This window comes from Halanaerobium hydrogeniformans, assembly GCF_000166415.1.
Classification (GTDB): Bacteria; Bacillota; Halanaerobiia; order Halanaerobiales; family Halanaerobiaceae; genus Halanaerobium; species Halanaerobium hydrogeniformans.
The window spans coordinates 1,072,129-1,096,408 of the sequence record NC_014654.1; the positions used below are offsets into that span (position 1 = coordinate 1,072,129).

General features: G+C 33.8%; 24 protein-coding genes and 1 riboswitch. Of the genes, 23 read left to right on the top strand and 1 reads right to left on the bottom strand.

The annotated features are described in order from the left end of the window. The first annotated feature begins 1 nt into the window (after position 1). From HALSA_RS04765 to folK, 20 genes are all read left to right on the top strand, one after another. Complete coding sequence (locus tag HALSA_RS04765; RefSeq protein WP_013405474.1) at positions 2–976, top strand: beta-ribofuranosylaminobenzene 5'-phosphate synthase family protein; 975 nt, start codon at positions 2–4, stop codon at positions 974–976. A 381-nt stretch (positions 977–1,357) separates the two neighbouring features. Beyond that, positions 1,358–2,845, top strand: coding sequence for a DUF2193 domain-containing protein (locus HALSA_RS04770; protein WP_013405475.1), 1,488 nt, complete (start codon positions 1,358–1,360; stop codon positions 2,843–2,845). Positions 2,846–2,934: 89 nt separating this feature from the next. Next, entirely contained in the window at positions 2,935–3,792 is an 858-nt protein-coding gene (locus HALSA_RS04775; RefSeq protein ID WP_013405476.1) for an NAD(P)-dependent methylenetetrahydromethanopterin dehydrogenase, read from the top strand. Between the two features lie 3 nt (positions 3,793–3,795). Then, positions 3,796–5,001, top strand: a complete 1,206-nt coding sequence (locus tag HALSA_RS04780; protein ID WP_013405477.1) for an ATP-grasp domain-containing protein — start codon at positions 3,796–3,798, stop codon at positions 4,999–5,001. 56 nt (positions 5,002–5,057) lie between these two features. Beyond that, entirely contained in the window at positions 5,058–5,411 is a 354-nt protein-coding gene (locus tag HALSA_RS04785) for a molybdopterin dinucleotide binding domain-containing protein (RefSeq protein ID WP_013405478.1), read from the top strand. Continuing rightward, positions 5,408–6,691, top strand: coding sequence for a formylmethanofuran dehydrogenase subunit B (locus HALSA_RS04790; RefSeq protein ID WP_013405479.1), 1,284 nt, complete (start codon positions 5,408–5,410; stop codon positions 6,689–6,691). Before HALSA_RS04785 ends, HALSA_RS04790 begins: the two co-directional genes overlap by 4 nt. After that, entirely contained in the window at positions 6,684–8,360 is a 1,677-nt protein-coding gene (locus HALSA_RS04795) for a formylmethanofuran dehydrogenase subunit A (protein WP_013405480.1), read from the top strand. Before HALSA_RS04790 ends, HALSA_RS04795 begins: the two co-directional genes overlap by 8 nt. After that, positions 8,342–9,241, top strand: a complete 900-nt coding sequence (fhcD, locus tag HALSA_RS04800; RefSeq protein WP_013405481.1) for a formylmethanofuran--tetrahydromethanopterin N-formyltransferase — start codon at positions 8,342–8,344, stop codon at positions 9,239–9,241. The genes HALSA_RS04795 and fhcD overlap by 19 nt, the downstream gene beginning before the upstream one ends. After that, positions 9,234–10,088, top strand: coding sequence for a formylmethanofuran dehydrogenase subunit C (locus HALSA_RS04805; RefSeq protein WP_013405482.1), 855 nt, complete (start codon positions 9,234–9,236; stop codon positions 10,086–10,088). Before fhcD ends, HALSA_RS04805 begins: the two co-directional genes overlap by 8 nt. Next, positions 10,073–11,038, top strand: coding sequence for a methenyltetrahydromethanopterin cyclohydrolase (mch, locus tag HALSA_RS04810; RefSeq protein ID WP_013405483.1), 966 nt, complete (start codon positions 10,073–10,075; stop codon positions 11,036–11,038). Before HALSA_RS04805 ends, mch begins: the two co-directional genes overlap by 16 nt. A gap of 17 nt (positions 11,039–11,055) precedes the next feature. Continuing rightward, entirely contained in the window at positions 11,056–11,922 is an 867-nt protein-coding gene (locus HALSA_RS04815; protein WP_013405484.1) for an ATP-grasp domain-containing protein, read from the top strand. Between the two features lie 22 nt (positions 11,923–11,944). Beyond that, complete coding sequence (locus tag HALSA_RS04820; protein ID WP_013405485.1) at positions 11,945–12,856, top strand: triphosphoribosyl-dephospho-CoA synthase; 912 nt, start codon at positions 11,945–11,947, stop codon at positions 12,854–12,856. Positions 12,857–12,877: 21 nt separating this feature from the next. Then, positions 12,878–13,888, top strand: a complete 1,011-nt coding sequence (gene mptA, locus HALSA_RS04825; RefSeq protein ID WP_013405486.1) for a GTP cyclohydrolase MptA — start codon at positions 12,878–12,880, stop codon at positions 13,886–13,888. After that, positions 13,885–14,598, top strand: a complete 714-nt coding sequence (locus tag HALSA_RS04830) for a (5-formylfuran-3-yl)methyl phosphate synthase (protein ID WP_013405487.1) — start codon at positions 13,885–13,887, stop codon at positions 14,596–14,598. Before mptA ends, HALSA_RS04830 begins: the two co-directional genes overlap by 4 nt. Position 14,599: 1 nt before the next feature. After that, positions 14,600–15,646 (top strand): hydantoinase/oxoprolinase family protein, encoded by a 1,047-nt coding sequence (locus HALSA_RS04835; protein WP_013405488.1) that lies wholly within the window; start codon positions 14,600–14,602, stop codon positions 15,644–15,646. Then, positions 15,646–16,293: an amino acid kinase family protein gene (locus tag HALSA_RS04840; protein WP_013405489.1), complete on the top strand. Its 648-nt coding sequence runs from the start codon at positions 15,646–15,648 to the stop codon at positions 16,291–16,293. Before HALSA_RS04835 ends, HALSA_RS04840 begins: the two co-directional genes overlap by 1 nt. A gap of 17 nt (positions 16,294–16,310) precedes the next feature. Further along, a complete protein-coding gene (locus tag HALSA_RS04845; RefSeq protein ID WP_013405490.1) occupies positions 16,311–17,309 on the top strand; it encodes an ADP-ribosylglycohydrolase family protein in 999 nt (332 codons plus the stop codon). A gap of 34 nt (positions 17,310–17,343) precedes the next feature. Then, positions 17,344–18,207 (top strand): dihydropteroate synthase, encoded by an 864-nt coding sequence (gene folP / locus HALSA_RS04850; protein WP_013405491.1) that lies wholly within the window; start codon positions 17,344–17,346, stop codon positions 18,205–18,207. Then, on the top strand, positions 18,197–18,571 hold the full coding sequence (folB, locus tag HALSA_RS04855; protein WP_013405492.1) for a dihydroneopterin aldolase: 375 nt from the start codon (positions 18,197–18,199) through the stop codon (positions 18,569–18,571). The genes folP and folB overlap by 11 nt, the downstream gene beginning before the upstream one ends. Position 18,572: 1 nt before the next feature. Then, entirely contained in the window at positions 18,573–19,085 is a 513-nt protein-coding gene (folK, locus tag HALSA_RS04860) for a 2-amino-4-hydroxy-6-hydroxymethyldihydropteridine diphosphokinase (RefSeq protein WP_013405493.1), read from the top strand. Here folK and HALSA_RS04865 read toward each other — a convergent pair. Next, the gene (locus HALSA_RS04865) at positions 19,072–20,079 is read right to left on the bottom strand and encodes an ATP-grasp domain-containing protein (protein WP_013405494.1); all 1,008 of its coding nucleotides are present in this window, start codon (positions 20,077–20,079) and stop codon (positions 19,072–19,074) included. The two genes, folK and HALSA_RS04865, sit on opposite strands and share 14 nt — an antisense overlap. 175 nt (positions 20,080–20,254) lie before the next feature. On the opposite strand from HALSA_RS04865, the gene HALSA_RS04870 reads away from it, so the two are divergent. The 3 genes from HALSA_RS04870 to metA all read left to right on the top strand — a co-directional run bounded on the left by HALSA_RS04870 (position 20,255) and on the right by metA (position 23,931). Continuing rightward, positions 20,255–21,433: a dicarboxylate/amino acid:cation symporter gene (locus HALSA_RS04870; protein ID WP_013405495.1), complete on the top strand. Its 1,179-nt coding sequence runs from the start codon at positions 20,255–20,257 to the stop codon at positions 21,431–21,433. Positions 21,434–21,514: 81 nt separating this feature from the next. Beyond that, positions 21,515–21,618, top strand: a riboswitch (SAM riboswitch). 64 nt (positions 21,619–21,682) lie between these two features. After that, entirely contained in the window at positions 21,683–22,960 is a 1,278-nt protein-coding gene (locus tag HALSA_RS04875) for an O-acetylhomoserine aminocarboxypropyltransferase/cysteine synthase family protein (RefSeq protein ID WP_013405496.1), read from the top strand. 53 nt (positions 22,961–23,013) lie between these two features. Continuing rightward, entirely contained in the window at positions 23,014–23,931 is a 918-nt protein-coding gene (gene metA, locus HALSA_RS04880; protein WP_013405497.1) for a homoserine O-acetyltransferase MetA, read from the top strand. The last annotated feature ends 349 nt before the right edge of the window (positions 23,932–24,280 follow it).

Genomic DNA, 24,280 nt, shown 5'->3' on the forward strand with positions numbered 1-24,280 from the left:
ATTGCTAAAAATAAAAACTCCAGCAAGACTTCATTTTGGTCAACTTGATCTAAATGGTGGTTTAGGCAGAATATATGGTGGCTCAGGAGTAGGGGTAAAAGAGCCCTATACTTTAATGTACTTTAAAAAAAGCAGAAAACTTGAAGTAAAAGGTGCTGATAATATAAAAAAAATCGCAGCAGATTTTTTAAGCAGTTTAAAAAATGCCGATCTACTGGCTGAAGAAGCAGCTTTAAATATCAGGGTTGAAAAGCTTTTACCTGCTCACTGTGGTTTAGGCTCTGGAACTCAGATCGGGCTTTCTATTGCAGAAGCGGTTAAACAATTATATAATTTGCAGTTAAAAGAAAAAAGAACTGCCACCTTAGTAAATAGAAAACACAGTCGTTCAGCAATTGGATTTGGTGCTTTTTATCAGGGAGGCTTTATTGTTGATGGAGGTAGACCAACTTCCCAAAAAGAAAATGATAATTATTTGCCACCAGTACTATATAGAAAAGAGGTACCAGAAAGCTGGAATTTTATCATAATAATTTTAAATGAAAAAAGTGATAAAGTTGCAGGCAAAAAAGAAATAAAAATATTTAATAACATAGAAAAAATGCAGCTTAAAAAAAGTGCAGAAAACTGTCACCACCTTTTACTGGGTATGCTGCCGGCTTTAGAAGAAAAAAATTTAACTAAGTTTTCAAAACATCTTAATACAATAGAAGATAATGTTGCCAATTATTTTGCTCAAATTCAGGGAGGAAAATATAGCAGAGATTGTTCAGCAAATATTATAAACTTAATGGAAAGAGAAGGGATCCAGGCCAGAGGTCAGAGTTCCTGGGGTCCAACGCTTTATGGAATAGCAGAAGACAGAGAAAAACTGCTTAATATTAAAAGAAAATTGGAAAGTGAATACCCAGAAATCATAAAAAATATCCTGGTAACTAAAGCTGCCAACAGTGGTGCAGAAATAGTTTATGTATAAAAATTAAACAAAGCGTATAAAAATTAAACACAATTTAAAAAACTATTTGCAATAGTAAAAATATTCACATAATAAAAGGTTTATGATTCCTATTATGTCAAGTTTTAAAAAAATATTTATTTTGTACTCTTTTTGGAACACTTTATGCATTATATATAAGTGGAAACAAGTTTCACTAGTTTTTTAATTAGCTACACATAAATTTCAGATGATTTCAGGTAATTATTGTTTTCAAAACTGCTTATAGTTATCTGAAATTAAAATTACTTTATAGAAAGGAGGGTCATCTTAATAATAGGGGATTAGAAGACAGAATAATAAGAAAATTGGGTTATTTGTTTTGAAAAATGAAATCTAAAAATTTACAGAGGGGGATGTTTTATGGTTGCTAACGCAAAAATTGCTAAGAAAATGATCGATGAGGCTGTAGCGGCACAGATGGCTGATGTTGGTGTATTTAAAGAAAAGAGAGGTAAGAAGTTTAAAATCACTGATGCACAGCCTTATGTTGATGCAGTAAAAAACATGAAAGCCATTGAAGGTCAAAGCAAAGAAGTAATCGATCTTCATGTTGAATCTGTAAAAGCTCATTATGAGATTCTAAAAGATTTAACTGATACTATTGCTCCAAAAGATGATCCATTTGTTGAGCATTATCAGACACCTCCAATTCTCGAAATTCTTTATGAAGATGATCCTGATTTCCGTGCTGCAGCCGAAAAGTTTATGGCACAGTTAGAAGCTGATGAAGCTCTAATCGCCAGAGAATCAATGCGTAGATATGGTGGAATGTATGGTCCTACCTGTGTTGTTGACTTTGCATTCAGTCCTGGCTCAGTAAGTAATGTAGTTAATGAAGTTCTAAAAAATACTGATATTGATAGTGATTACAAAAAAACACTTCTAGCTTCTAAGTCCTGGGGTATGAATACTTCTTATGGTATTGGTGCTGCCTTTACCGAAGCTGTTGAAGCAGGTAAAACTGCTACAGAAGCAGCTAGATTAGAAGTAGAGCAAATGCAAAAACTCTATGATACTCCTGTACAGGCTCAGGTAGATCTGATGGATGATGCAGATATGACTTCCTTTGATCAAGCTGAATACATGAAGCGCTATAAAAAGTGGATGAAACCTTATGTATTAGCTGCTAAAGAAGCTGGCGTACATCCCGGTAATATAGTTGTAGTTCCTGCTTATTGTGTTGGGGATGTAGGACACCATATTGCCCAGTCAACCTTTAATATGCTTAAAGATGATGTAAATATGGAAATAGTAGAAGTTGTATCAAATATAATGAAAAATACACTTGAAAGAGGACTCGAAGAAGGTTATGAGAGCCTCTATGATATTTTAAGTGTTGCAACTGGTTCTACTGCAGCAGCTGTAAGTGCTATGTTATGGGATGAAGGATTTACTGCTCCGATGATCGTTGATCTACTTACAAAAAGATTCCACAACTATGTAAATCTAAATCCTGCTAGAGGACAGGCAGCTGAATTACACAATGTTGACTTTATGGATATGATCCACCGTGGCGATAAAATTATTGATGATGAACCTATCGGTGCTGGCTGTAAAGTTAAAGGAATCGATGTTGACTTTAGCCCATGGAAAGAAAGCGATATTCTCAGTAATCTACATCGCTATGCTTATCCAGCCTGTTCTATAACAGTTAAGTTTTCTTCCTTTATGAGAATGGCTGACTTCCCTTGTCTATTAACCAGTGAGCCAGTTACTGCTACCCTGATGACCAATATTATTGCAACCGATCCAGGTCAGGTAGTTGCTCCTGCACGTTATTGTAAAGATTGTGCAGTATGTATGTATATTAAGAAACACAAGCACTGTAACTGGAGTGATACTGTTTAAAATCTCATAGGTGAGCTATAAATAAATAAATCTTTGTTGAAGACAGTGGAATATTCCACTGTCTTCACAAATTATATAGGGGTGAAAAGATGAAAAAACTTTTAATTCAACTGGATACAGATAAAAGGGTTAGTACTTTTGATCAGGTTGTAGCTTATGATGCCGGGGTGGATAATATTATCGCTCACTCTGGAATAACTAAAGAAGAAGTAGAAGATATTATCTATGGTGCTATTTTTACCCGTAGTGCAAAAAAATTAAAAAATACCGCTGTATTTATTGGTGGTTCTGATGTTGAAGCAGGCGAAGAAATCATGAAAGCTGTTAAAGATGTATTTTTTGCTAATTATAGTATTTCTACTATGCTGGATTCAAATGGTTCAAATACTACTGCAGCTGCAGCGGTATTAAAAATTAGAGAAGCCATTGATTTAGTAAACAAAAAGGTTGTTATTTTAGCAGGTACAGGACCGGTAGGAGTTAGAGCAGCTGCTCTCTTTGCTAAAGAAGGAGCCTCTGTAACAATAACTTCCCGTAAACAGGCTAAAGCTGATAGAAAAGCAGCCAATATCAAAGAAGTATATGGATTTGAAGATGTTAGAGGTTTAGAAGCAAATACTGATCAAGAATTCAGAAACGCTATCAAAGATAAAGATATTATCCTATCTGCTGGACCTCCTAAAATTAATTTCTTAAAAGAGGATATGTGGAAAAATACTGAGGGAATTAAAGTTATGGCTGATATTAATGCGGTAAGTCCTGCCGGAATAGAGGGTATAAAACCACAGGATGATGGTGAAAAACTTGCTGATATTACAGTTTTTGGTGCTTTAGGTATTGGCGGCTTAAAAATGAAGTTGCATAAAAAGGCTGTTGCCAGTTTATTTAAAGATAATGATAAGTTTTTAAATGCTTTAGAAATCTATAAACTTTATGAGAAGATATAAAAAATGAATTTAATTGTCAGTGCTTTTTCCAGTCGGGCATTAGCAGAAACTGCTGCAGTATATGGTGCAAAAGTATTTTCTTTTGATTTTTTTGCAGACCAGGATCTAAAAAAATATACTGAAGAATCTTATTCATTAAAAAAAGCTCAAAAAAAATATAGGACAGAAGAATTATACAGAATCATTCAGAGGTTTTTGCTAAACAATAAAGAAAAATCCTTTTATTTCTGCTATGCTTCTGACTGGGATAATCACTATCAACTGCTCTCTAAATTAGAAGCTAATGATAATCTGATTATCACTGGTAATTCAGCAGCTGTTTTAAAAAAATTAACCGGGGTCAAAAAGAAAATAAGATTATTTAATCTGCTAAAAAAAACAGATTTTAAAATCCCCGAAGTGATCTTTAAACAAAAAGATCTTAAAAAAATCAATTATACTGCTGATTCAATTTACCTAAAAAAGCCTATCAGAAGTGGTGGAGGCAAAAATATAGAAATTATAAAGAATAAAAAAGAATTAAGCAAAAAGCTTGCAGAAAATAAGTCTGATATCTATTATTTTGAAAAATATATAGAAGGTGAGCTTTTATCTCTGCAGTTTGCAGCTGATGGTCAAAATGCAAAATTAATTTCCTTCAGCAAACAGTTAACTGCTTTAGACTCTGATTCTCCATTTAAATATGGTGGCAATATTTTAATAAAACCTTCTTCTCAATTAGTTCAAAAATCAAAAACATTAATAAATCTTTTAACTAAAAGATACTCTTTGCGGGGAATTAATGGAGTTGATTTCATTAAAAAGGCTAATGATTTATATTTTTTAGAATTAAACCCAAGATTTACAGCTGCAGTAGAATTATTGCTTGATATTTATGGCAGTGAATTATTTGCCATCTATTTTGAAAATGATTTACAAAAAGATTATTTGGCTAAATATTTAAAGCAGCTTAAAAAAATAAAAGCTAAGCTCATACTTTATAGTTTTTATGATCTGAAAGTCACCCATAATATTACTGAACACATTGATAAATTTGCTTCTAATAATTTTGATTTTAAAATAAAAGATATTCCTGAAGCAGGAGAATCTTTTGCTAAAGGAGAGCCACTCTGTACTCTAATAATTGAAACGGAAAGTGAAGAAGGATTGTGGGAGTGCTATCACTATTTAAGTGAGCTTATAAAAAGAGAGTTTACCAAAAAAGTTTAAAAAATTTTGATTTCAATAGTTTTACCTATCACATAAACAAAAAAGGAGGGGTAATTTTGCTTGAAAATAAAAGTTTTACCCTGATTACCGGAAGAACCATTAAACAGGGAATGGCTTCAGTCTCTGGCAAAAAAAATGAGGGCTATAAAAAAGAAACAGCCTATGTAGAGATAAGCAAAAAATTGCTGGAAGAATATGAGATAAAAGAAGATGAAAAAGTGATTTTGCAGAGTGATTCAGGTAAAGTAGAAGTTAGATGTAAAGGGGCAGATCTTTCTGAGAAGATAGTTTTTATGCCCTATGGAGAAACTGCAAATAAATTAATTGGAACCGATACAGGTGGTACAGGAATGCCTAACTCTAAAAGTAAAATTGTTAAGATAATGCGGAAGGAGGAGAAGGCTAATTGACTAAAGTAAAAGAACACAAAAATATTACCTGCACATTTTGTGGAGCGCTCTGTGATAATATCGAAGTTGAAGTAGAAAATAATCAGATTAAAAAACTAAAAAATGTCTGTGCAATTTCCAGAAAAAAATATGAGCATGCTCTAGAAGATAGAACCGTGCCGATGATTGAGGGAAAGAAAAGTGACTATCAGTCAGTAATTAAAAAGGCAGCAGAAATTCTTGAAAATAGTAAAAATCCTTTGATTTATGGATTGAGCAGCACAACTGCTGAGGCACAAAAGAATGCGGTCAAATTGGCTGAATTATCTGGGGCTAATATTGATAGTACCTCTTCTGTCTGTCATGGCCCGGGTACAATGGCCAAACAGCTGGTTGGAATGGTTACTGCAACCTTAGGTGAAATAAAAAATCGCTCTGATTTAATGCTTTTCTGGGGAGCTAATCCTGTTGAAGCACATCCAAATCATTCTAAAAGATACAGCATTTTATCTGAGGGATTATTTAAAAAGAACCGTTCAGAAAGAGAAATAATTGCCTTTGATGTGAGAAAAACTCCAACAGCAAAAATGGCAGATCATTATGTAGAGCTTGATCCGGGTAAGGATTTTGAACTACTAATGGCTTTAAGACTTTTGATAAATGGTAAGGAACTGAATACAGAAAAAGACAAAATAGCTGGAGTGAAAATCGCAGAAATAAAAGAAATTGCAGAAAAGCTTAAAAAAGCTAAATATGGCAGTATTTTTTATGGAATGGGTTTAACTATGACAGGTGCAAAATATATGAATACCTGGGCAGCAATGAGCCTGATCAGAGATCTTAACAGTTATGGTCGCTTTGTAATGATGCCGATGCGGGGACACGGGAATGTAGCTGGAAGCGAAATTACAATGGCCTGGCAGACCGGTTATCCCTTTGCTGTTAATTTTAGTCGTGGTTATCCGCGCTATAATCCTGGAGAATATACAGCTGTTGATTTACTGGCCAAGAAAGAGGTTGATGCAGCATTTATCATAGCTTCAGATCCAGCCGCTAATTTACCTCATCAAGCAGCAGCATTTTTAAAAGAAATACCAACCATTGTCCTTGATCCTCACTGGAATTTAACGACTGATCTGGCAGATGTAATAATTCCTTCAGCTTTAAAGGGAATTACTGCCTCGGGAACAGTTTACAGAATGGACCATGTACCTCTTCATCTGCGATCATTTTTAGAAGATGAGTGGCCGGATGATGCAGAAGCTGTTTCTAGAATAGGGGAGCTGATAGAAAATGCTTAAATTAAAAAATGCTTTAATTTACGATCCAAAAAATAATAAAGACGGAGTTAAAGAAGATATCTGGATTAAAGATGAAAAAATAGTAGATAAACCGTCAGAGAGAGAAATTAAAGAATTAAAAGCCAAGGATCAATTAGAAGAAATAGATCTGCAAAACAAAATTGTAATGGCCGGGGGAGTAGATATCCACTCTCATATTGCCGGTCCCAAAGTAAACTCCGGTCGGGTATTAAGACCTGAAGATCACAGGAGAGATAATGTACCCAGAAAGGGTAAACTGCGTTCTGGAGTTGGATCTACTGTACCCTCAAGTTATGTAACAGGTTATCGCTATAGTTTAATGGGTTATACCACTGTTATGGAAGCAGCCGGTCCACCCATGAAAGCCAAGCATATTCATGAAGAATTTAATGACCTTCCTTTCATAGATAAAGGCTTTTTGGTTTTAAGTGGTAATAATTACTTTGTTTTAAAGTTTATCAGTGAAAATAATTTTGAAGCACTTAAAAATTATTTAGGCTGGTTAATAAATGTTACTGGTGCTTTTGCTCTAAAGGTTGTAAATCCGGGTGGAGTTGAAGCCTGGAAAGAGGGCAAAAGGATGCGAGGTATCCATGATAAGGGGACATCATTTAATTTAAGCCCTTCAGAAATTTTGCTGGCCCTTGCAAAAGCAAATGATGAATTAGGTATTCCTCATGCAATTCATGTTCATACTAATGATCTTGGTACTGCAGGTAATTATAAAACAACCAACGAAACTCTGCAGCTGCTTAAAGATTATAGGGTTCATGTTACCCATATCCAGTTTAGCAGTTATGGTAAAACTGAAAATGACAGGGTTAAATTTATCACTGCTACAGACCAGGTAGCAGCAGAAATAAACCGTCAGCCAAAATTAACTGTAGATATTGGACAGTTAGTATTTGGAGAAGCTACCACTATGACCGCAGATGGAATATTAGAGTATAATCTGCATAAACTCTCGGGCAATAAATGGGTTAATACCGATGTAGAAATGGAAACAGGTTCGGGGATCGTACCCATGAATTATAAAAAGAAAAACCTAGTTAATGATATTCAGTGGGCTACCGGGATGGAATTATTCTTAAAAATTGAAGATCCCTGGAAGGTCTTTTTAACCACTGATCATCCAAATGCTGGCCCATTTACAGCTTACCCCTGGATAATAAAATTACTGATGGATAGCAACTATAGAAATGATTATATTTCTGGAATGCACAAAAAGTTTGATGATTATACAGATCTAAGTAATTTAAAGCGAGAATATGATTTATCTGAAATTGCAGTTATTAGCCGTTCAGGTCCAGCTAAAGCACTTGGGCTAGAAAATAAAGGGCATTTAGGTGTTGGAGCTGATGCAGATATTACTGTCTATGAAAATTTAGAAAACAGGGATATTGCAGAAGTTTTTGCAAAACCTAAATATGTATTTAAATCTGGAACGATGATCGTCAAAGATGGTGAATTAATAACCGAATTACAGGATGGTAAAACATTGGTTACTAAACCGGATTATGATCCTCAAATTGCGGAAGATATTAGAGAAGAATTCCAAAAATACTACAGTATTTCTATTGACAATTATGGTGTTACAGATAATTATTACAAGAAAGTAGAGGTGGTTCCATGCAATTTCAAGGGATAGAGATAGAAAATACATTTGCAGAAGCATTTAATATGTATGGAACAAGAATTATTGTTACAGCTGATAATAAAAAATGGGCAAAGATTGCCGCTCGAGAATCAACTGGTTTTGCTACCTCAATTATTGAATGTGGTATTGAAGCAGGAATCGAAAGAGAACTACGTGAAGAAGAAACTTTAGATGGTAGACCGGGTTACAGTTTGCTCTTTTTTACAATGAAAAAAGATAATCTCCAAAAAGAATTACGCAAAAGAATCGGTCAGACCATTATGACTGCAGCTACAGCTGCCTGTTATAATGGATTAAAGAGTCAGGAAGAAATTAAAGTAGGCTCTAATATCCGCTATTTTGGTGATGGCTATCAAATCTCTAAACTCTATGATAAAAGAAGGTTCTGGAGGATCCCGATTATGGGAGGAGAATTCTTGATAGAGGAGAGTTTTGGCATTAAAAAAGGTCTTGGTGGTGGAAACATTATCATTGTTGCTGAAGATCAGAAAAAGGCCCTCAATGCGGCTGAAAAGGCAGTAGAGGCAATGAAAGAGGTTGAAGGTATAATTATGCCTTTTCCAGGTGGAATTGTCAGCAGTGGCAGTAAAGTTAAATCAAAATATTCATTTTTAAATGCCTCTACCAACACTCCCTACTGTCCAACAATAAAAGCACAGGTTGAAAGTGAACTTCCTGCTGAGGCCGGTTCTGTCCTGGAAATAGTTATTGATGGTTTAAGTGTCAAAGCTGTAGAAGAGGCAATGAAAGTTGGAGTTAAAGCAGCTGCTGTTCAAGGAGTGATCAAGATTACTGCAGGTAATTATGGAGGAGATCTTGGCTCTGAGAATATCTATCTTCATGAAATATTGAGAGGTGGTCTTAGTGAGTAAATTACAATTAACTTTAAAAAGAGAAAACCCGGCGCTAATAAAAAAAGATAAAAAGATTATAGGAAAAGTACCTGTAGAAGCTCAAAATATAGATCCCGCTCTGCTAAAAGACCTCAATATTTCTGAGATAGGAGAGATAAATTTATTATGCGGCAAAAATACTTATCAGCTCAATGATTTTTTCGAAATTGAGGGTAGTCCCTCAGAAGAGATAATTATCAATGGTAACTTAAGCAATTTTAAATATTTAGGAGCTGGTATGAAAACTGGCAGTATAACAGTCAATGGCAACCTGGGTATGCATTCAGCTTCAGAAATGGAAGCCGGTTATCTTGAGGTTAACGGTAATGTAGGGGACTGGCTGGGAGCCGAAATGACCGGAGGTTTTATTAAAATAAATGGTCATGCTGGTAATTATATAGGTGCTGCTTTCAGAGGAGATACCCTTGGCATGAATCGTGGTGTTATATATGTAAAAGGAAATGCCGGTAATTTTGTTGCTAATAAGATGCGTAGAGGTGAAATAATTATCGAAGGTGATTGTGGTGAGCTTCTTGCTGCTCAAATGATAGCGGGTTCAGTCTATGTTTTTGGTAGTTGTGGCAGCAGGATTGGAGCAGGTATGAAAAGAGGTACGATTGTTACTTTAAATGATGTTGAGACGCTGCCCACTTTTAATTACAATATTAGTTATTTCCCCGATTTTTTAAATATTGCCTATAATCATCTCAAAAAAGATTATGGAGTTGAGGTACCACCTAAGGCACATAAAGGCAGGTACAAAAGATATACAGGTGATAATACCGAATTAGGGAAAGGAGAAATATTGATATGGGAAAACGCCTAGCTTTAAACAAAAATGCTGTAATGCTGGTTAAAGAAATGTTACAAATGAGAAGAGAGTTAAATATAGAATTACACCATTATGATGATGGAATTACAGTAATAGATGGTGGAATTAATGTTAAAGGTGGTTATGAAGCTGGAGCGTATTTTTCAGAAATCTGCCTGGGTGGAATGGGAAAGGTTGATTTTTGTGATTATGAAATTGATTCTTATTTAATTCCTGCTGTTAAGGTTCAGGTTGATCATCCCTTAGAAGCATGTATGCTATCTCAATATGCAGGTTGGAAAATAGAAAAAGATGACTTTTTTGCCATGGGATCTGGCCCGGGTAGGATGTTGGTCAAAAAAGAAGATATAATAAAAGAATATGATGCATATTATGAAAGCAAAAATGCTCCTGCTGTAATAGTTCTTGAATCATCACAGCTGCCAGATGAAAGTACAGCAGAGTATATTGTTGATGAAATGACAACCCCCTGTAGTGATAGCTATATACTGGTAGCTCCAACCGAATCTTTAGTTGGTTCTATTCAAATTAGTGCCAGGATTGTGGAAACGGGAATGCACAAACTTCACGAATTAGATTTTGACCTTAAAAAAGTCGAAGCAGCTTGGGGTATCTGTCCGGTTTCTCCAACAGCAGATGATAGTTTAAAAGGTATTGGCAGGACCAATGATGCGGTTTTATATGGAGGTACAGCCTATTATCAATTTTACTGTGAAGATGAAGAAATCGAAAAAATAATTGAGCAGATACCTTCTTCTTCATCAGAAGATTATGGAGAAAAGTTTTTAACCCTTTTTAAGCGTTACAATAATTTTTATGATATCGACCCTATGCTTTTTAGCCCTGCTCGTGTTATAATAAATAATAGGAAAACTGGAAAAGTATATAAAGCAGGTAAAATTAATGCAGAAATATTAAAAGAATCATTTTTCAATAATGGTTGATTAGGGGAGGTAAGTAATTGCAGGCTATAATTTTGTCTTCTGATGATGGATGGCACATTAGAGAGTTAAAAAATGCTTTAAAAAAACATAATATCCTCGCAAAAAGGGTTGCTTTTAAAGAACTTGGGGCAGCAGTTGCAAGTTCTTTTCATTTAAAAAATAGAGAAACAATTTTTGATGAGGTTGACTATATTTTTGTTAGAATTATTCCGGGTGGGAGTTTAGAACAGATTATTTTAAGGATGGATATTTTAAATAGAATGGCTGCTCTGGGCAAAAATATTATCAACAAACCTTCGGTTATAGAAAAAACCGTTGATAAATACTATACTCAGTTTTTACTTGCTGACCAGGGTATTCCCACCCCTGAAACTTTTGTCAGTGAAGATTTTAGACAGGCTTTAGAATTTTTTTCTAAATGGCAGGATATTATTTTAAAACCCCTTTTTGGTTCACTGGGAAAGGGGATCGTTAGAATCAAAGATGAAGATACAGCTTACAGGGTTTTTCGGGCCTGGGAAGAAAATAATTTCGTCTATTATATACAAAGATATATAGAACACGGCAATAGTGACCTTAGAGTTTTTGTCTGCAGAGGAGAAATTATTGCTGCTTCTAAAAGATGTGGTAGGAGCTGGAAAACTAATGTGGCCCGCGGTGCAACAAGCCACAAAGTTTCTTTACCAGATCATATTAAAGAGCTGGCTTTAAAGTCAGCTTCTATTTTAGACTTAGATTATGCAGGGATAGATATTGTCTTAAAAAATAGTAATTATGATGATCCCTATGTCATTGAAGTTAACAGCATACCAGGCTGGCATGGTTTGCAGCAGATTACTGACTTTAATATAGCAGAGAAAATTGTAGAATTGCTGCTGCAATAAATTAGAGATAGGAGTGAGCTGGATGTCATTAACTGATCAAGAAATCGCTCAGGTTTTACAGATTGCCTGTTTACTGGAGGCAAGTACTGCCAAACCTGGTAATGTAAGTCCGGGCAGAGAATTTGAAGATTTAAAATATAGAGATTTTTTATTTAGTTCTGCAGCAGTATTTCCAGCTTTTTTGGATCTTGAGCAGAAATCAGTGGGAGAAATAATTTATCAGGCTGTTAGAGAAACTCATTCTTTTATCAAAACTAATACGAATCTGGGGATTATACTTCTCTGTGCTCCTTTAGCTTCTGCCTATTCTCGGTTAAGAGCTAAAACAGAGATTGAATCTCTTGCTCAGAGTGAATTAGTTATTCAGCTTAGAAAAGAACTTAAACTGCTTTTAAATAATTTAGATCAAAAAGACGCAGAACACTGTTATCAAGCAATTAATTATTCAAAGGCTGGTAATTTAAAAGAAGTTGATCAGGCTGATATCAGTGAAAAACCGGAAATAACTCTTTTAAAAGCCATGAAACTGGCTGAAAAAAGAGATAATATAGCATTTGAATATACAAATAATTATTCTATAACTTTTGATTATGCTTATCCTCGTTTTAAGCAATACAGTCAAAAATATAATGAGATAGAAAAAATAATAATAATGACTTTCTTAGAAATATTAGCTGAATATCCTGATACTTTAATTGTTAGAAAACACGGTCTTAACAAGGCTGTAGAGGTATCCAGATCAGCTGCAGAAGTTTTGCGGTCAATTAATTTAGAACAGAAAGATTTCTGGCAGCAGATAGAAAAATTTGATCAAGAATTAAGAACTCAGGCAGAGAAAGTTAATCCCGGAACTACTGCTGATTTAATTACAGCAGTAATATTTTTAGCTATTTTAATTTCCGGGAAAAAATTGATTAAAAATTGGGCAGATTAGTTAATTAGGAGGGGGATATTAATGGATCAATTTAAAAGAGATGTTCAAAAAGAAGAACCCAGATTTATTGTTGGTTTAAATAGAGTTGGAGTTAAAAATATTCACAAAATAATTAGAATAAAAAACAATAATAAAGATAATCTTTTTTACTCAGAAATAGATATTTATGTTGATTTGCTTCCTCAACAAAAAGGAGCACATATGTCCCGTTTTGATGAAACCATCACCCAAATCATTGATGAAACTATTCAAAAAAATGCGATGGTTTTGGAAGATTTTGCTTCCTATATGGCAGAGATGGCCAGAAAAAAACAGGGAGCAAACAGAGCAGAGGTTAGAATAAAAGCTAAATATCCGGTAGAAGAAATTGCACCTGCTTCAAATAAAAAAACGCAAAAGATTAATACAGTAATGGCCAGGGCTGTCAGTACTCCAGAAGGTACCAGGCACTTATTTGGGGTAGAAACAAATGGGATGACCGTCTGCCCATGTGCTCAGCAGATGATAAAAGAATATTCTGAAGAAAAACTCTTAGCAGAAGGATTTACTAAAGAAGAATTGAAAAAGGTTTTTAAACACATTCCCTTAGCTTCACATAATCAAAGAGGTACAGGAATTTTGATGATAGGAAGTAAAGAAAAAATAAATGCAGAAGATCTGGTAAAAATTGTAGAAAACTCTATGAGCAGTAAGGTATTAGATCTTTTAAAAAGGGTAGATGAACTAGAAATCGTCAAAAACGCACATCAAAATCCCCGTTTTGTAGAAGATGTGGTTAGAGAAATGGTAGCTCAAACTTTAGATAAATTTGATTTTTTAGAAGATGACGATTACTTTTTAGCAAAACAGACTAATTACGAAGGAATCCACAGTTATGAGGTATATGCAGAAAGAAGTGGAAAAATAAAAGAAATAAAATCAGAAATAGAAGAAGCCGTTCAAAATAATAATTCAAAAGACAATCATTATATAACCTGTGAAAATACTACTGCAGAAAAATGGCTTCAGGATACTGGAGGATCTGGAAAGTGAAACTATTAATTAGTGTGCAAAGTATTTCAGAGGCAAAAAAAATTAAAAGAAGCGATTTTGATATTTTAGATATAAAAAATCCAAATGAGGGATCACTTGGGACTAATTTTCCTTATGTTATTAAAGGAATCAGGGAGCAATTCCCTGATTTTCCTTTAAGTGCAGCAGGTGGTGATCTACCAGCTTTACCGGGTCTGGCCTCTCAGGTTGCTTTTGGCCTTGCCCATTTAGAGCTTGATTATATTAAACTCGGATTATATGGCATGCAGAGTGTAGAAGCTGCCACAGATTTATTAAGAGAGGCAAAAAGGGCAGTGGATATGAGTGGAGCTAAAAATATAAAAATAATAGCTGCTGCTTTTGCAGATTTTAGAGAAGCAAATACTTTTAGTCCTTTTTTGTTAAATGAAGTTGCAGCTGAGACAGGTATTGATGGGGTTATGATAGATACAATAAATAAAAAGAATAAAAGTCTTTTTAGCTTTTTAAAAATAAAAGAATTAAAAAACTTTGTCGAAGATGGCAAAAAATTAAATCTAATAACTGCTTTAGCGGGTTCGTTAAACTTTAATGACCTTGATAAATTGCGAGAGATAAAGGCAGATATTATCGGTTTTAGAGGAGCAGTTTGTAAAAATGAGGACCGCAGTGCAGAAATATCACCAGAAAAAATAAACTCTCTTTATAAAAAAATAAATAGGAGAATTTAAAGTGAAAAATTTTACAATTACCGCCTGGGATATTGGGGGAGCAAATATAAAGGCGACTAGAATTGAATATAACCATAATGTAGATCAGATTAAAAATATTAGATCAAGCAGCAGCTTTTTCCCGATGTGGGATCAGAGCAAAAATCCCCTTGATACAATAAAAAAGCTTGATAAAAAATTGGGTTCTAGCAATTATTTTGCTGTAACAATGACAGCAGAACTGGCTGATCGCTTTAATACTAAAATTGAAGGCATCAATTATTTAGTAGAATTATTTGAAAAAAATTTTATGCAAAAAAACATTTTTTATTATGATTATTATGGAAATGTAAAACAGAAATCAGAGCTCAAAGCTATTCAGACTCTGGCTGCAGCAAATTGGGCGGTTTCGGCAAAATTTATTGCAGAGTTTTTTGATGAGTTTATACTTTTTGATATGGGAAGTACCAGTACTGACTTAATCCCGGTTAAGAATTCCCGGTTAATTAATCGCGGCAAAACAGATAGTGAGCGGCTTTTTTGGGGAGAACTAATATATTTGGGTTATCTCCGCAGCAACCTCAGCTTTTTGGTTGATCAACTCCCCTACCAGGGTAAAATGATAACAGTGATAAATGAACATTTTGCCAGTACAGCTGATCTCCACCTTGTTAAAGGACTTATTGAACAATCTGAATATAATATTCCAACAGCTGATGGCAAAGCTAAAAACAGAAGGGCTGCTCTAGCAAGAATTGCCCGTTTAATCAGTCTTGATTTAAATACTGCTTCTGAGGCAGAAATAGAGCTGATTGCAGATTATATCTATCAGGAAGAAATCAATTTAATATTTGAAAAAATAATGCAGCTTTATTCTCGAGTTGATCCAGCTTTTAAAACCGTGATTTTGGCCAATAAGGGAGCATTTAAATTTGCTGAAGAGCTAAAAAAGAAAAAGAATATAGAAATTTTAAATTTAGAAAACGAGATCGAACTTTTAAAAAATAATATACTAACTACTACTGCTGGAGCATATTTATTATTAAAAAAGCTAAAAGAGGGTTCTTGATGGAAAAATTATTTGTAATTAAAATAGGAGGTAGTTTTTTTAGGGATGATAAAATAGATATTCTTAAAAAGCTAACAGAGATTATCAAAGCAAATACTGAAATAAAATTTTTGATTGTCTGTGGAGGAGGAGTGGCTGCAGATTTAGTTAGAAATTTTGATCAAAGAGAAAATTTAACTGATCATGCAGCTCATTTTGCCGCAATCACTGCGATGGATTTAAATACATTTCTCCTCTCTACTTACTTTAAAGATAAATCTTATTTAGATGCAGAACTGAAGCTAAAAAGTAGAATTAATCTTTTCTTAGCCCAGGATTATTATAGAAAAATAGATCCACTCCCTCATTCCTGGAAGGTGAGTTCTGACAGTATTGCTTTAGAACTTGCAGATAGATTTAAAGCTGATAAGTTAATTTTATTAAAACAGCGCTATTGTAAAAGCAGTAAAAAAAGAGATGAAAATACCGCTAAAAGAAAAATTAAAGCAGATAACCTGGCAGCAGATGGTTTAATAGATCAATATTTTCCCACCCTGTATAAAAAACAAAAAACTAAGATTACAGCTCTAATTATTAATGGCAATCAGCCAGATTATTTGAGAAAATATTTTTTAAGAGAAAAATCGGTGATTGATATAATAAGCTAGTTTTAGGGGGCTTTTAAATGGATATTGCTAAAAGAGCTTATGGTGTATTAGCAGGTTTAGCACTTGGAGATGCTGTAGGAATGCCTTTTGAAATGATGAATCGTGAGCAGATTAAAAAAATTATAAAAAGTGATCAATTGTTTTATGAAATTCCAGAAGAACATTTTTTAAATAGAGATCTCGGCCGAGTTGAGGTTACAGATGATACAATTTTAACCCTCCATCTTGCCGATTATCTAATTGCTAATCAGGCTGAACTAAATAGAGATGAGTATTTTCAAAGTTTGGCTAATTTTATTAAATCCCGACAACTTATTGAGAAGGGTGTTATTGGACCAAGTACTGGGAAAACGGTCACTAAAATACTAAATAATGAGAGTTTCACTAAAGGTGAAAGAGCCGGCTTTTCAAGTGGACTACCTATGAAAATTACCCCTTTAGGAATTATCTATTCTGATACTCAAGGGGATAAAATACTTGCAATGCTAGAAGAAATAGCCTATTATTCTCATTACACTGATACAGCTCTTTCTGCAGCTGCAGGGGTAGCAGGCTTTATTGCAGGTGCTTTAAATGCCAGAAAATATGAAGAAATATTAGAGTTTTCCTTTAAACTAATGGAAAAAGCTGAAAAAATAGCCCTAAAAACTTTTCAGCCTTCTACTTTTAAAAGATGCAAGTTTTTGCTATCCTATTTAGATAGTTATAGTTCTCAAGAAGAGGCCTTAGATTTTATCAGCCAGGTTATGGGGACAGGAATTAACAGTTATGAAGTAGTACCAGCAGCTTTTGCTGTGTTTAATTTATATCTTGATCAGCCCCAAAAAGCTATCAAAAGTTCAATGGCTTTAGGAGGAGATACTGATACTATTACTGCGATTTTAGCTTCTTTTATCGGAGCATATCATGGGGTCGATATATTTGAAAAACAATGGTTGAAGTTATTATATAAAGTTAATGATAATTTAAATCTTGCCAACACAGCTCAATCTTTACTTAAATTAAGAAATACTTAATGGAAGTTAAAAATACTTAACAGAGGTGATAGAAATGGGCAAAAGTAAAAATGTTATTATCACAAATCGGGGAGAACTTGATTATAGCAGAAAAACATTGATTATGGGGATTCTTAATCTAACACCTGATTCTTTTTCTGATGGAGGAGAATATAATGATCTTAAAGGAGCAGTAGCAAGGGCTGTAGAAATGGAAAAAGCAGGTGCAGATATCATTGATATTGGTGCAGAATCCAGCCGTCCTTACTCAGAAAGGATCTGTGAAGAAGTAGAGAAGAAGAGATTACTGCCTATTTTAGATGAAATATTAAAAGTTACTAAAATTCCTATTTCAATCGATACTTATAAAAGCTCTGTGGCTCGTGCTGCACTCAAACGAGGTGCTTCGATGATCAATGATATTAGTGGGCTCCGTTTTGATAAAAAAATGGCTGCCACTGCTGCGGAATTCAATGCTCCAGTTATTATAATGCACATTCAGGGAAAACCAGAAAATATGCAGGATGATCCCAGTTATAAAAATCTGATTTTCGAGATCAAAGAATATCTCTGGCAGGGCATAGAGCTGGCTATAGAAGCAGGGATAAGTGAAGAACAAATTGTTATTGACCCCGGAATAGGTTTTGGCAAAAAACAGATTCATAACCTGCAGATTTTAAATAGGCTGGAAAGTTTTAAAGAGCTAAATTATCCTATTTTAATCGGTACTTCAAGAAAATCTTTAATTAAATTTATAAATGAGGATGAAACAGATAACAGACTTTTTGGAACAGCTGCAACTGTATCAGCTTCGATTCTTAAAGGAGCAAATATTGTTAGAGTTCATGATGTTAAAGAAATTAAAAAGGTTGCCTTAATGTCAGATGCTCTTAAATGGGAGGGCAAACATGAAAAATAGTATTGCTTTAAATGAGATGATTTTTTATGCCTATCATGGAGTGCGTGACACTGAAAAAGAACAGGGCCAGCGTTTTATTTTGAATTTCAGAGCAGAACTTGATTTTGAAGAAGCTGCAGTCAATGATGATTTAAATAAAACTGTCAGTTATTCCGAAGTTTATAAGTCTATTAAAAAGATTGTTGAAGCTGAGAAATATGATTTATTAGAAAGTTTGGCTCATAAGATCATCAGCGAATTATTTAAAAACTTTTCGCGACTGGAAATGATAGAAATAGAGATCAAAAAACCAATGGTTCCAATTCCTGGTGTCCTGAGCAGTGCTTCAGTAAAAATGAGCAGAAAAAGAACTGAGGTTGAATAAGATGCCTGATGTCTTCCTGGGACTTGGTTCTAATATTGAGCCAAGATCTGAATATTTAAAAAAAGCTGCAGCAGAACTTGCTGAGCTTAAAGCTGTCAGAGTAAAAAAAACTTCTTCAGTCTATGTTACAAAGCCCTATGGTGGGGTAGAGCAGGCTGATTTTTTAAATGCTGTAATTTTGATCAACACTTCATTAAACCCGGAAGAACTTTTAAAAAAGATTTTAGAAATCGAAAAGAAACTGGGTCGGGTAAGAGATATAGAATGGGGACCAAGAAAAATAGATATAGATATCCTGTTTTATGATAAACTTTATTATCAAAGTCCAAATTTACAGATTCCACACCCGGAAATTAAAAAAAGGGCTTTTGTTATCATTCCTTTATTAGAGATAATTGGCGAAAAAAAATTATTGATTGAAGGTAAAGATTTAAATTATTGGTTGAACCAACTAGAAATGGATGAAGATGAGATTAAACTATATTCAGATTTTCCGGAGTTTAAGCAAGCATAAATCTAGATTGAGCTTTGTTTTTGAGCTCCGGAAAGATATTAGTCTCTTGAAGTTGACAAATAAATTTAATTGGATTATAGAGCTCTGCAAGTCCGATTAAAGAAGAGGTTATCCGGGGATTTATTTCTAAAAGATAAAATTCCTTATCCTGACAGATAAAATCAACTCCATAATAACCTCTAAGCTCTGGATATTTTTCTTTGATTTTAGTTGAAATTTCAGTAAATTTTTTTGAACTTTTAAAGGGGTAATTAACTATTCCTCCCTGATATTTAAAATCTTGCCTGTTAATAATTTGTTTGTTGATGGTTAAAATCTCTGTTCTTTCTTGATTTGCCAGCACAGAAAGACTACCTGCTGTACCTTGAACTATTTTTTGGATCAGATAATTTTTATTTTCTTTTAAATCCAACTTTTTTAACGACCGATAATCATCGATAACCATCAATTCTGAGCCAGCACCATAAAATTCTTTGATAACTGCTGGAAAGATATTTTGCTTAATCTTATTATCTCTGATCAACTGATTATTAACCAATTCAGTTTCTGGTAGAAAGATTTTGCTTTCAATAAAATTTTGATAAAGCAGCCATTTATTAGCTGCTTTTTTTATGCATTTAGAACTACTACCAAGATTTTTAATCTCTTTTTGTTCTAATATTTTGCTCATTTCATAGAGTATATTATCTGTTTCTGGAGCAATAATTAAAAAATAATCTAAGTTCTTTATTTTTAAATTTTCAAGAAAGCTAAAATATTCTTTATTGTTATTAAAATCAGGAAGAGAAAAGTTTATATTTATCTCAGCTCTATCTGTATTTTCGAAAGTGCTGTTAAAACTTTTATTGAGCCAGCTATATAATTTTAAATTTTCTGTTTTTAAACAAGAATTAATAATGGCCTGAAAAATATTTATAGCTTCACTGTAAAAAGAAAGCCGTTTATTATTAGGAGTTCCTTTACTTAAGAAATATTCGAGAACTAAAATATTCATCTTTAACCCACTTTCATAATCAGATAATTTAACTTGATTTTATCATATTTTCTAGGTATTTAAAAATATTTAAAATAGATTGATTTATTAAGTTTTTTTTAGAAAATGCTTGTAATTTATTCCTTTAGCCTTTAAAATATAAATAGGTTTGTATAAAAAAAAAGGAGGCAAACAAATGAAAAAGATTCCATTAGTTCTAAGATTATTAATTGGTATTATATCAGGTATTATTATTGGTTTATTTTTTCCTGAAGGTATTTCAAGAATATTGTATACTTTTACAATAATTTTTGGAGAATTTTTAAATTACATAGTACCTTTAGTTATTCTAGCATTTATCATTCCGGGAATTGCTGATTTAGGAGAAAAAGCTGGTAGATTATTGGGTACTACAGTTTTAACTGCCTATGTATCTACTATTGCTGCAGGTACAATTGCCTATTTAATCTCAGTAAGAATTGTGCCAGCAATTGTTGAAGCTTCTGAAATAGCTGATCCTGAAGCTGGAGGTCTGGAGCCATTTTTACGTTTAGAAATTTCTCCAGTAATCGGTGTTATGGCTGCACTTGTGACAGCTTTTGTTTTTGGACTGGGTATTAATTATTTATTAAGAAATAATGGAGATGAAAGTTTATATAATATTGCTAATGAATTTAGAGATATTATTGTATTGGTAATAGAATATGTTATTATTCCATTTTTACCACTGCATATTGCCGGGGTATTCGCAGATATGGCATTTGCCGGGAATGCATTTGAAACACTAGCAGTATTCAGTCAGGTATTTGGAATTATAATAGCCATGCATATTGGATATCTCTTGATTCAATTTGCTATTGCGGGAAGTGTTTCTGGTAAAAATCCACTGACAAGCTTAAAAAATATGATTCCAGCTTATACGACTGCAATCGGTACCATGTCAAGTGCTGCTACTATTCCAGTTACCCTAAAAAGTGCCAGAAAAAATAATATAACTGCAGAAATAGTAGATTTTGTAATTCCACTGGGGGCAACTGTCCATTTAGCCGGTAGTACTATATCACTAGTTGTTTGTGCTGTTGCAGTTGCAGCAATTATGGGACTGCCATTAGATTTTGCTTTGTTTTTCCAATTTATCGCTTTACTTGGTGTAACAATGGTTGCTGCACCAGGTGTTCCGGGAGGAGCAGTTATGGCTGCTTTAGGATTATTAACTACCATCCTTGGATTTGGTGAAGGTGCAACTGCTTTAATGATCGGTTTATATCTTGCCCAGGATAGTTTTGGTACTGCCTGTAATGTTACCGGTGATGGTGCAATTGCTATATTTATTGATGCAATTAAAGCTAAGCTTCCAGCTCCAAAAACTGCTTAATTAAAGCAGCCTGGAGAAAAATTAAGCTGAATTATTCTTGACAGATTTCAAAATCTGTGTTAAAGTAATAAAAAACAATATAACTTATCAAGAGAGGTGGAGGGACTGGCCCTTTGAAGCCCAGCAACCAGCATAATTTATGCCCGGTGCTAATTCCAGCAGGTAAAAGACCTGGAAGATAAGTAGGTAAAGAAATTAACCCATTCCTACTTACAGGAGTGGGTTTTTTAATTCAAAGGAGGAATAAAAATGACTTTAGGATTTGACACACTTGCATTACATCATGGTTATGATCCGTTGGAGAACAGAAAAGCTGCAGCAGTTCCAATTTATCAGACGACCTCATATACTTTTGATAGCACAGAACATGCTGCTAAATTATTTGCACTAGAAGAAAGTGGAGATATTTACAGCAGAATTCAGAATCCAACCAATTCTGTCTTAGAAAAGCGGATTGCTGCTTTGGAAGGTGGGGTTGGTGCTCTTGCTCTATCATCAGGACAGGCAGCTGAAGTGACTGCTCTATTAACAATAGCTAAAAATGGTGATGAAATAGTAAGTGGGAGTTCAATTTATGGTGGTACTCACAATCTTTTCAAACATACTTTTAAAAATTTTGGAATAGAGGTTAAATTTGTTGACTCAGATAACCCTCAATCATTTAAAAAAGCAATAACAGATAAAACAAAAGCACTATATATTGAGACTATTGCTAATCCAACTTTAAATGTGCCTGATTTTAAGCTGATTGCAGAAATAGCTCATCAGAATGGAGTGCCACTGGTAGTTGATAATACCTTTGCTTCTCCCTATTTAAGCAATCCAATTGAATATGGAGCAGATATAGTTATTCACTCTACAACGAAATATATTTCAGGTCATGGGAATTCAATTGGGGGCATAATTGTAGATAGTGGTAATTTTGATTGGGATACAGGTAGGTTTCCAGGTTTAGTTGAACCTGATCCGAGCTATCATGGGATTAAATTCCAGGAAGAATTTGCTGAGGCAGCATATATTACTAAGGCAAGGGTGCAGCTTTTAAGGGATTTAGGTAGTGCTCCCAGCCCCTTCAACTCATTTTTAACCCTAAATGGTATAGAAACATTAAGTTTAAGAATGGAGAGACATTCAGAAAACGCTTTAAAAATTGCAAAATTATTGGAAGCAGACAATAGGGTAGAATGGGTTAATTATCCAGGTTTAAAAAGCAATGAAAGTCATGAGAATGCAAAAAAATATTTAAAAAATGGTTTTGGTGGGATGGTAACCTTTGCTGTTAAAGGTGGTAAAAAAGCAGCAGAAAAATTCATCAATAATTTAGAACTCTTTTTACACCTTGCAAATGTTGGTGATGCAAAATCTCTGGCTATTCATCCGGCAAGCACTACCCATCAACAGCTCAGCGAGGAAGATTTAATTAAAACGGGTATTTCACCTGCTTTAATAAGACTTTCAATTGGTATTGAAGATGTCAAAGACTTAAAGGCAGATTTAGATCAGGCTTTAGAAGCTTCACAGCGATAGATTAAGAGTTTTTCAAAATAATATTTTTACTAATATTTTAGGAGGTGAAGAAAATGCCGATTAAAATCCAGGATGAACTACCAGCAGTTGAAACTTTAGAAAATGAGAATATATTTGTTATGAAAGAATCAAGGGCAACTCATCAGGATATTCGTTCTTTAAAAATATTGATTTTAAATTTAATGCCTAAAAAGATTGTAACTGAAACACAGATCTTAAGGTTACTGGGAAATTCTCCGCTTCAGGTTGATATTGATCTTTTACATCCTGCAACCCATAATTCTAAGAATACGGCTCAGTCACACCTGAATAAATTTTATAATACATTTTCTGAAATTAAGGATAACAATTATGATGGAATGATTATTACAGGTGCACCGGTGGAAACACTGCCTTTTGAAGCTGTGGATTACTGGGAAGAATTAAAAAAGATTATGGAATGGAGCTTACATCATGTTTATTCTACCCTGCATATCTGCTGGGGAAGTCAGGCAGCACTTTATCATCATTATGGTGTACCAAAATATCCTTTAGAAGAAAAAATGTTTGGAGTTTTTCCTCATTATCAGTCAAAAGAACATGTAAAATTATTAAGAGGTTTTGATGATATTTTTTATGTTCCCCAGTCCCGTCACACTGAGACCAGAAGAGAGGATGTAGAAAAAGTTGACGAACTGGAAATACTATCAGAATCAGATGAGTCAGGTCTTTATCTAATGGCCAATAAAAATGGTAGGCAGGTGTTTGCAACAGGTCATTCTGAATATGATGCGGAAACACTTAAAACTGAATATCTGCGTGACTTAGAAAAGGGAATTGATATTGCTGTACCTAAAAATTACTTTAAAGATGATGATCCAGAAAAAGACATATTAGTTCGCTGGCGTGGTCATTCTAATCTCTTATTTGTCAATTGGTTAAATTACTATGTATATCAGGAAACTCCTTTCGATTTATCTGAACTAAAATAATTCAAAAATATTGACTAATTGTCTGTAAATTTAGACTTCAGACTAAAACTTGACAGTTCTTTTAAAAGGTGTATAATTACCTTAGATAATTCCTATAACTAAAATAAGATTATAAGAAAGGATGATTTAGATGTTTAATTCGATGTATTCATTTATTAGAGAGGCTAAACTGGAAAAACTACACAAAAAATCAGTTGAGCTTGATGCATTTAAAAATCTTGGTAACTACTAAATAAAAATAATAAAATAATATAATAACTAATAATAAGAGATCGATTTATTTTTGGAACATCCATTCAGGGTGTTCTTTTTTTTGCCTAAAAAAAGGATTTAGCTAACAATTGAATAA

What these genes read in the sequence shown, in the direction of transcription:
- HALSA_RS04770 (WP_013405475.1), top strand. Translation starts at nt 1,358, where the DNA reads ATGGTTGCTAACGCAAAAATTGCTAAGAAAATGATCGATGAGGCTGTA.
- HALSA_RS04775 (WP_013405476.1), top strand. Translation starts at nt 2,935, where the DNA reads ATGAAAAAACTTTTAATTCAACTGGATACAGATAAAAGGGTTAGTACT.
- HALSA_RS04780 (WP_013405477.1), top strand. Translation starts at nt 3,796, where the DNA reads ATGAATTTAATTGTCAGTGCTTTTTCCAGTCGGGCATTAGCAGAAACT.
- HALSA_RS04795 (WP_013405480.1), top strand. Translation starts at nt 6,684, where the DNA reads ATGCTTAAATTAAAAAATGCTTTAATTTACGATCCAAAAAATAATAAA.
- fhcD (WP_013405481.1), top strand. Translation starts at nt 8,342, where the DNA reads ATGCAATTTCAAGGGATAGAGATAGAAAATACATTTGCAGAAGCATTT.
- mch (WP_013405483.1), top strand. Translation starts at nt 10,073, where the DNA reads ATGGGAAAACGCCTAGCTTTAAACAAAAATGCTGTAATGCTGGTTAAA.
- HALSA_RS04820 (WP_013405485.1), top strand. Translation starts at nt 11,945, where the DNA reads ATGTCATTAACTGATCAAGAAATCGCTCAGGTTTTACAGATTGCCTGT.
- mptA (WP_013405486.1), top strand. Translation starts at nt 12,878, where the DNA reads ATGGATCAATTTAAAAGAGATGTTCAAAAAGAAGAACCCAGATTTATT.
- HALSA_RS04840 (WP_013405489.1), top strand. Translation starts at nt 15,646, where the DNA reads ATGGAAAAATTATTTGTAATTAAAATAGGAGGTAGTTTTTTTAGGGAT.
- HALSA_RS04845 (WP_013405490.1), top strand. Translation starts at nt 16,311, where the DNA reads ATGGATATTGCTAAAAGAGCTTATGGTGTATTAGCAGGTTTAGCACTT.
- folP (WP_013405491.1), top strand. Translation starts at nt 17,344, where the DNA reads ATGGGCAAAAGTAAAAATGTTATTATCACAAATCGGGGAGAACTTGAT.
- folB (WP_013405492.1), top strand. Translation starts at nt 18,197, where the DNA reads ATGAAAAATAGTATTGCTTTAAATGAGATGATTTTTTATGCCTATCAT.
- folK (WP_013405493.1), top strand. Translation starts at nt 18,573, where the DNA reads ATGCCTGATGTCTTCCTGGGACTTGGTTCTAATATTGAGCCAAGATCT.
- HALSA_RS04865 (WP_013405494.1), bottom strand. Translation starts at nt 20,079, where the DNA reads ATGAATATTTTAGTTCTCGAATATTTCTTAAGTAAAGGAACTCCTAAT.
- HALSA_RS04870 (WP_013405495.1), top strand. Translation starts at nt 20,255, where the DNA reads ATGAAAAAGATTCCATTAGTTCTAAGATTATTAATTGGTATTATATCA.
- HALSA_RS04875 (WP_013405496.1), top strand. Translation starts at nt 21,683, where the DNA reads ATGACTTTAGGATTTGACACACTTGCATTACATCATGGTTATGATCCG.
- metA (WP_013405497.1), top strand. Translation starts at nt 23,014, where the DNA reads ATGCCGATTAAAATCCAGGATGAACTACCAGCAGTTGAAACTTTAGAA.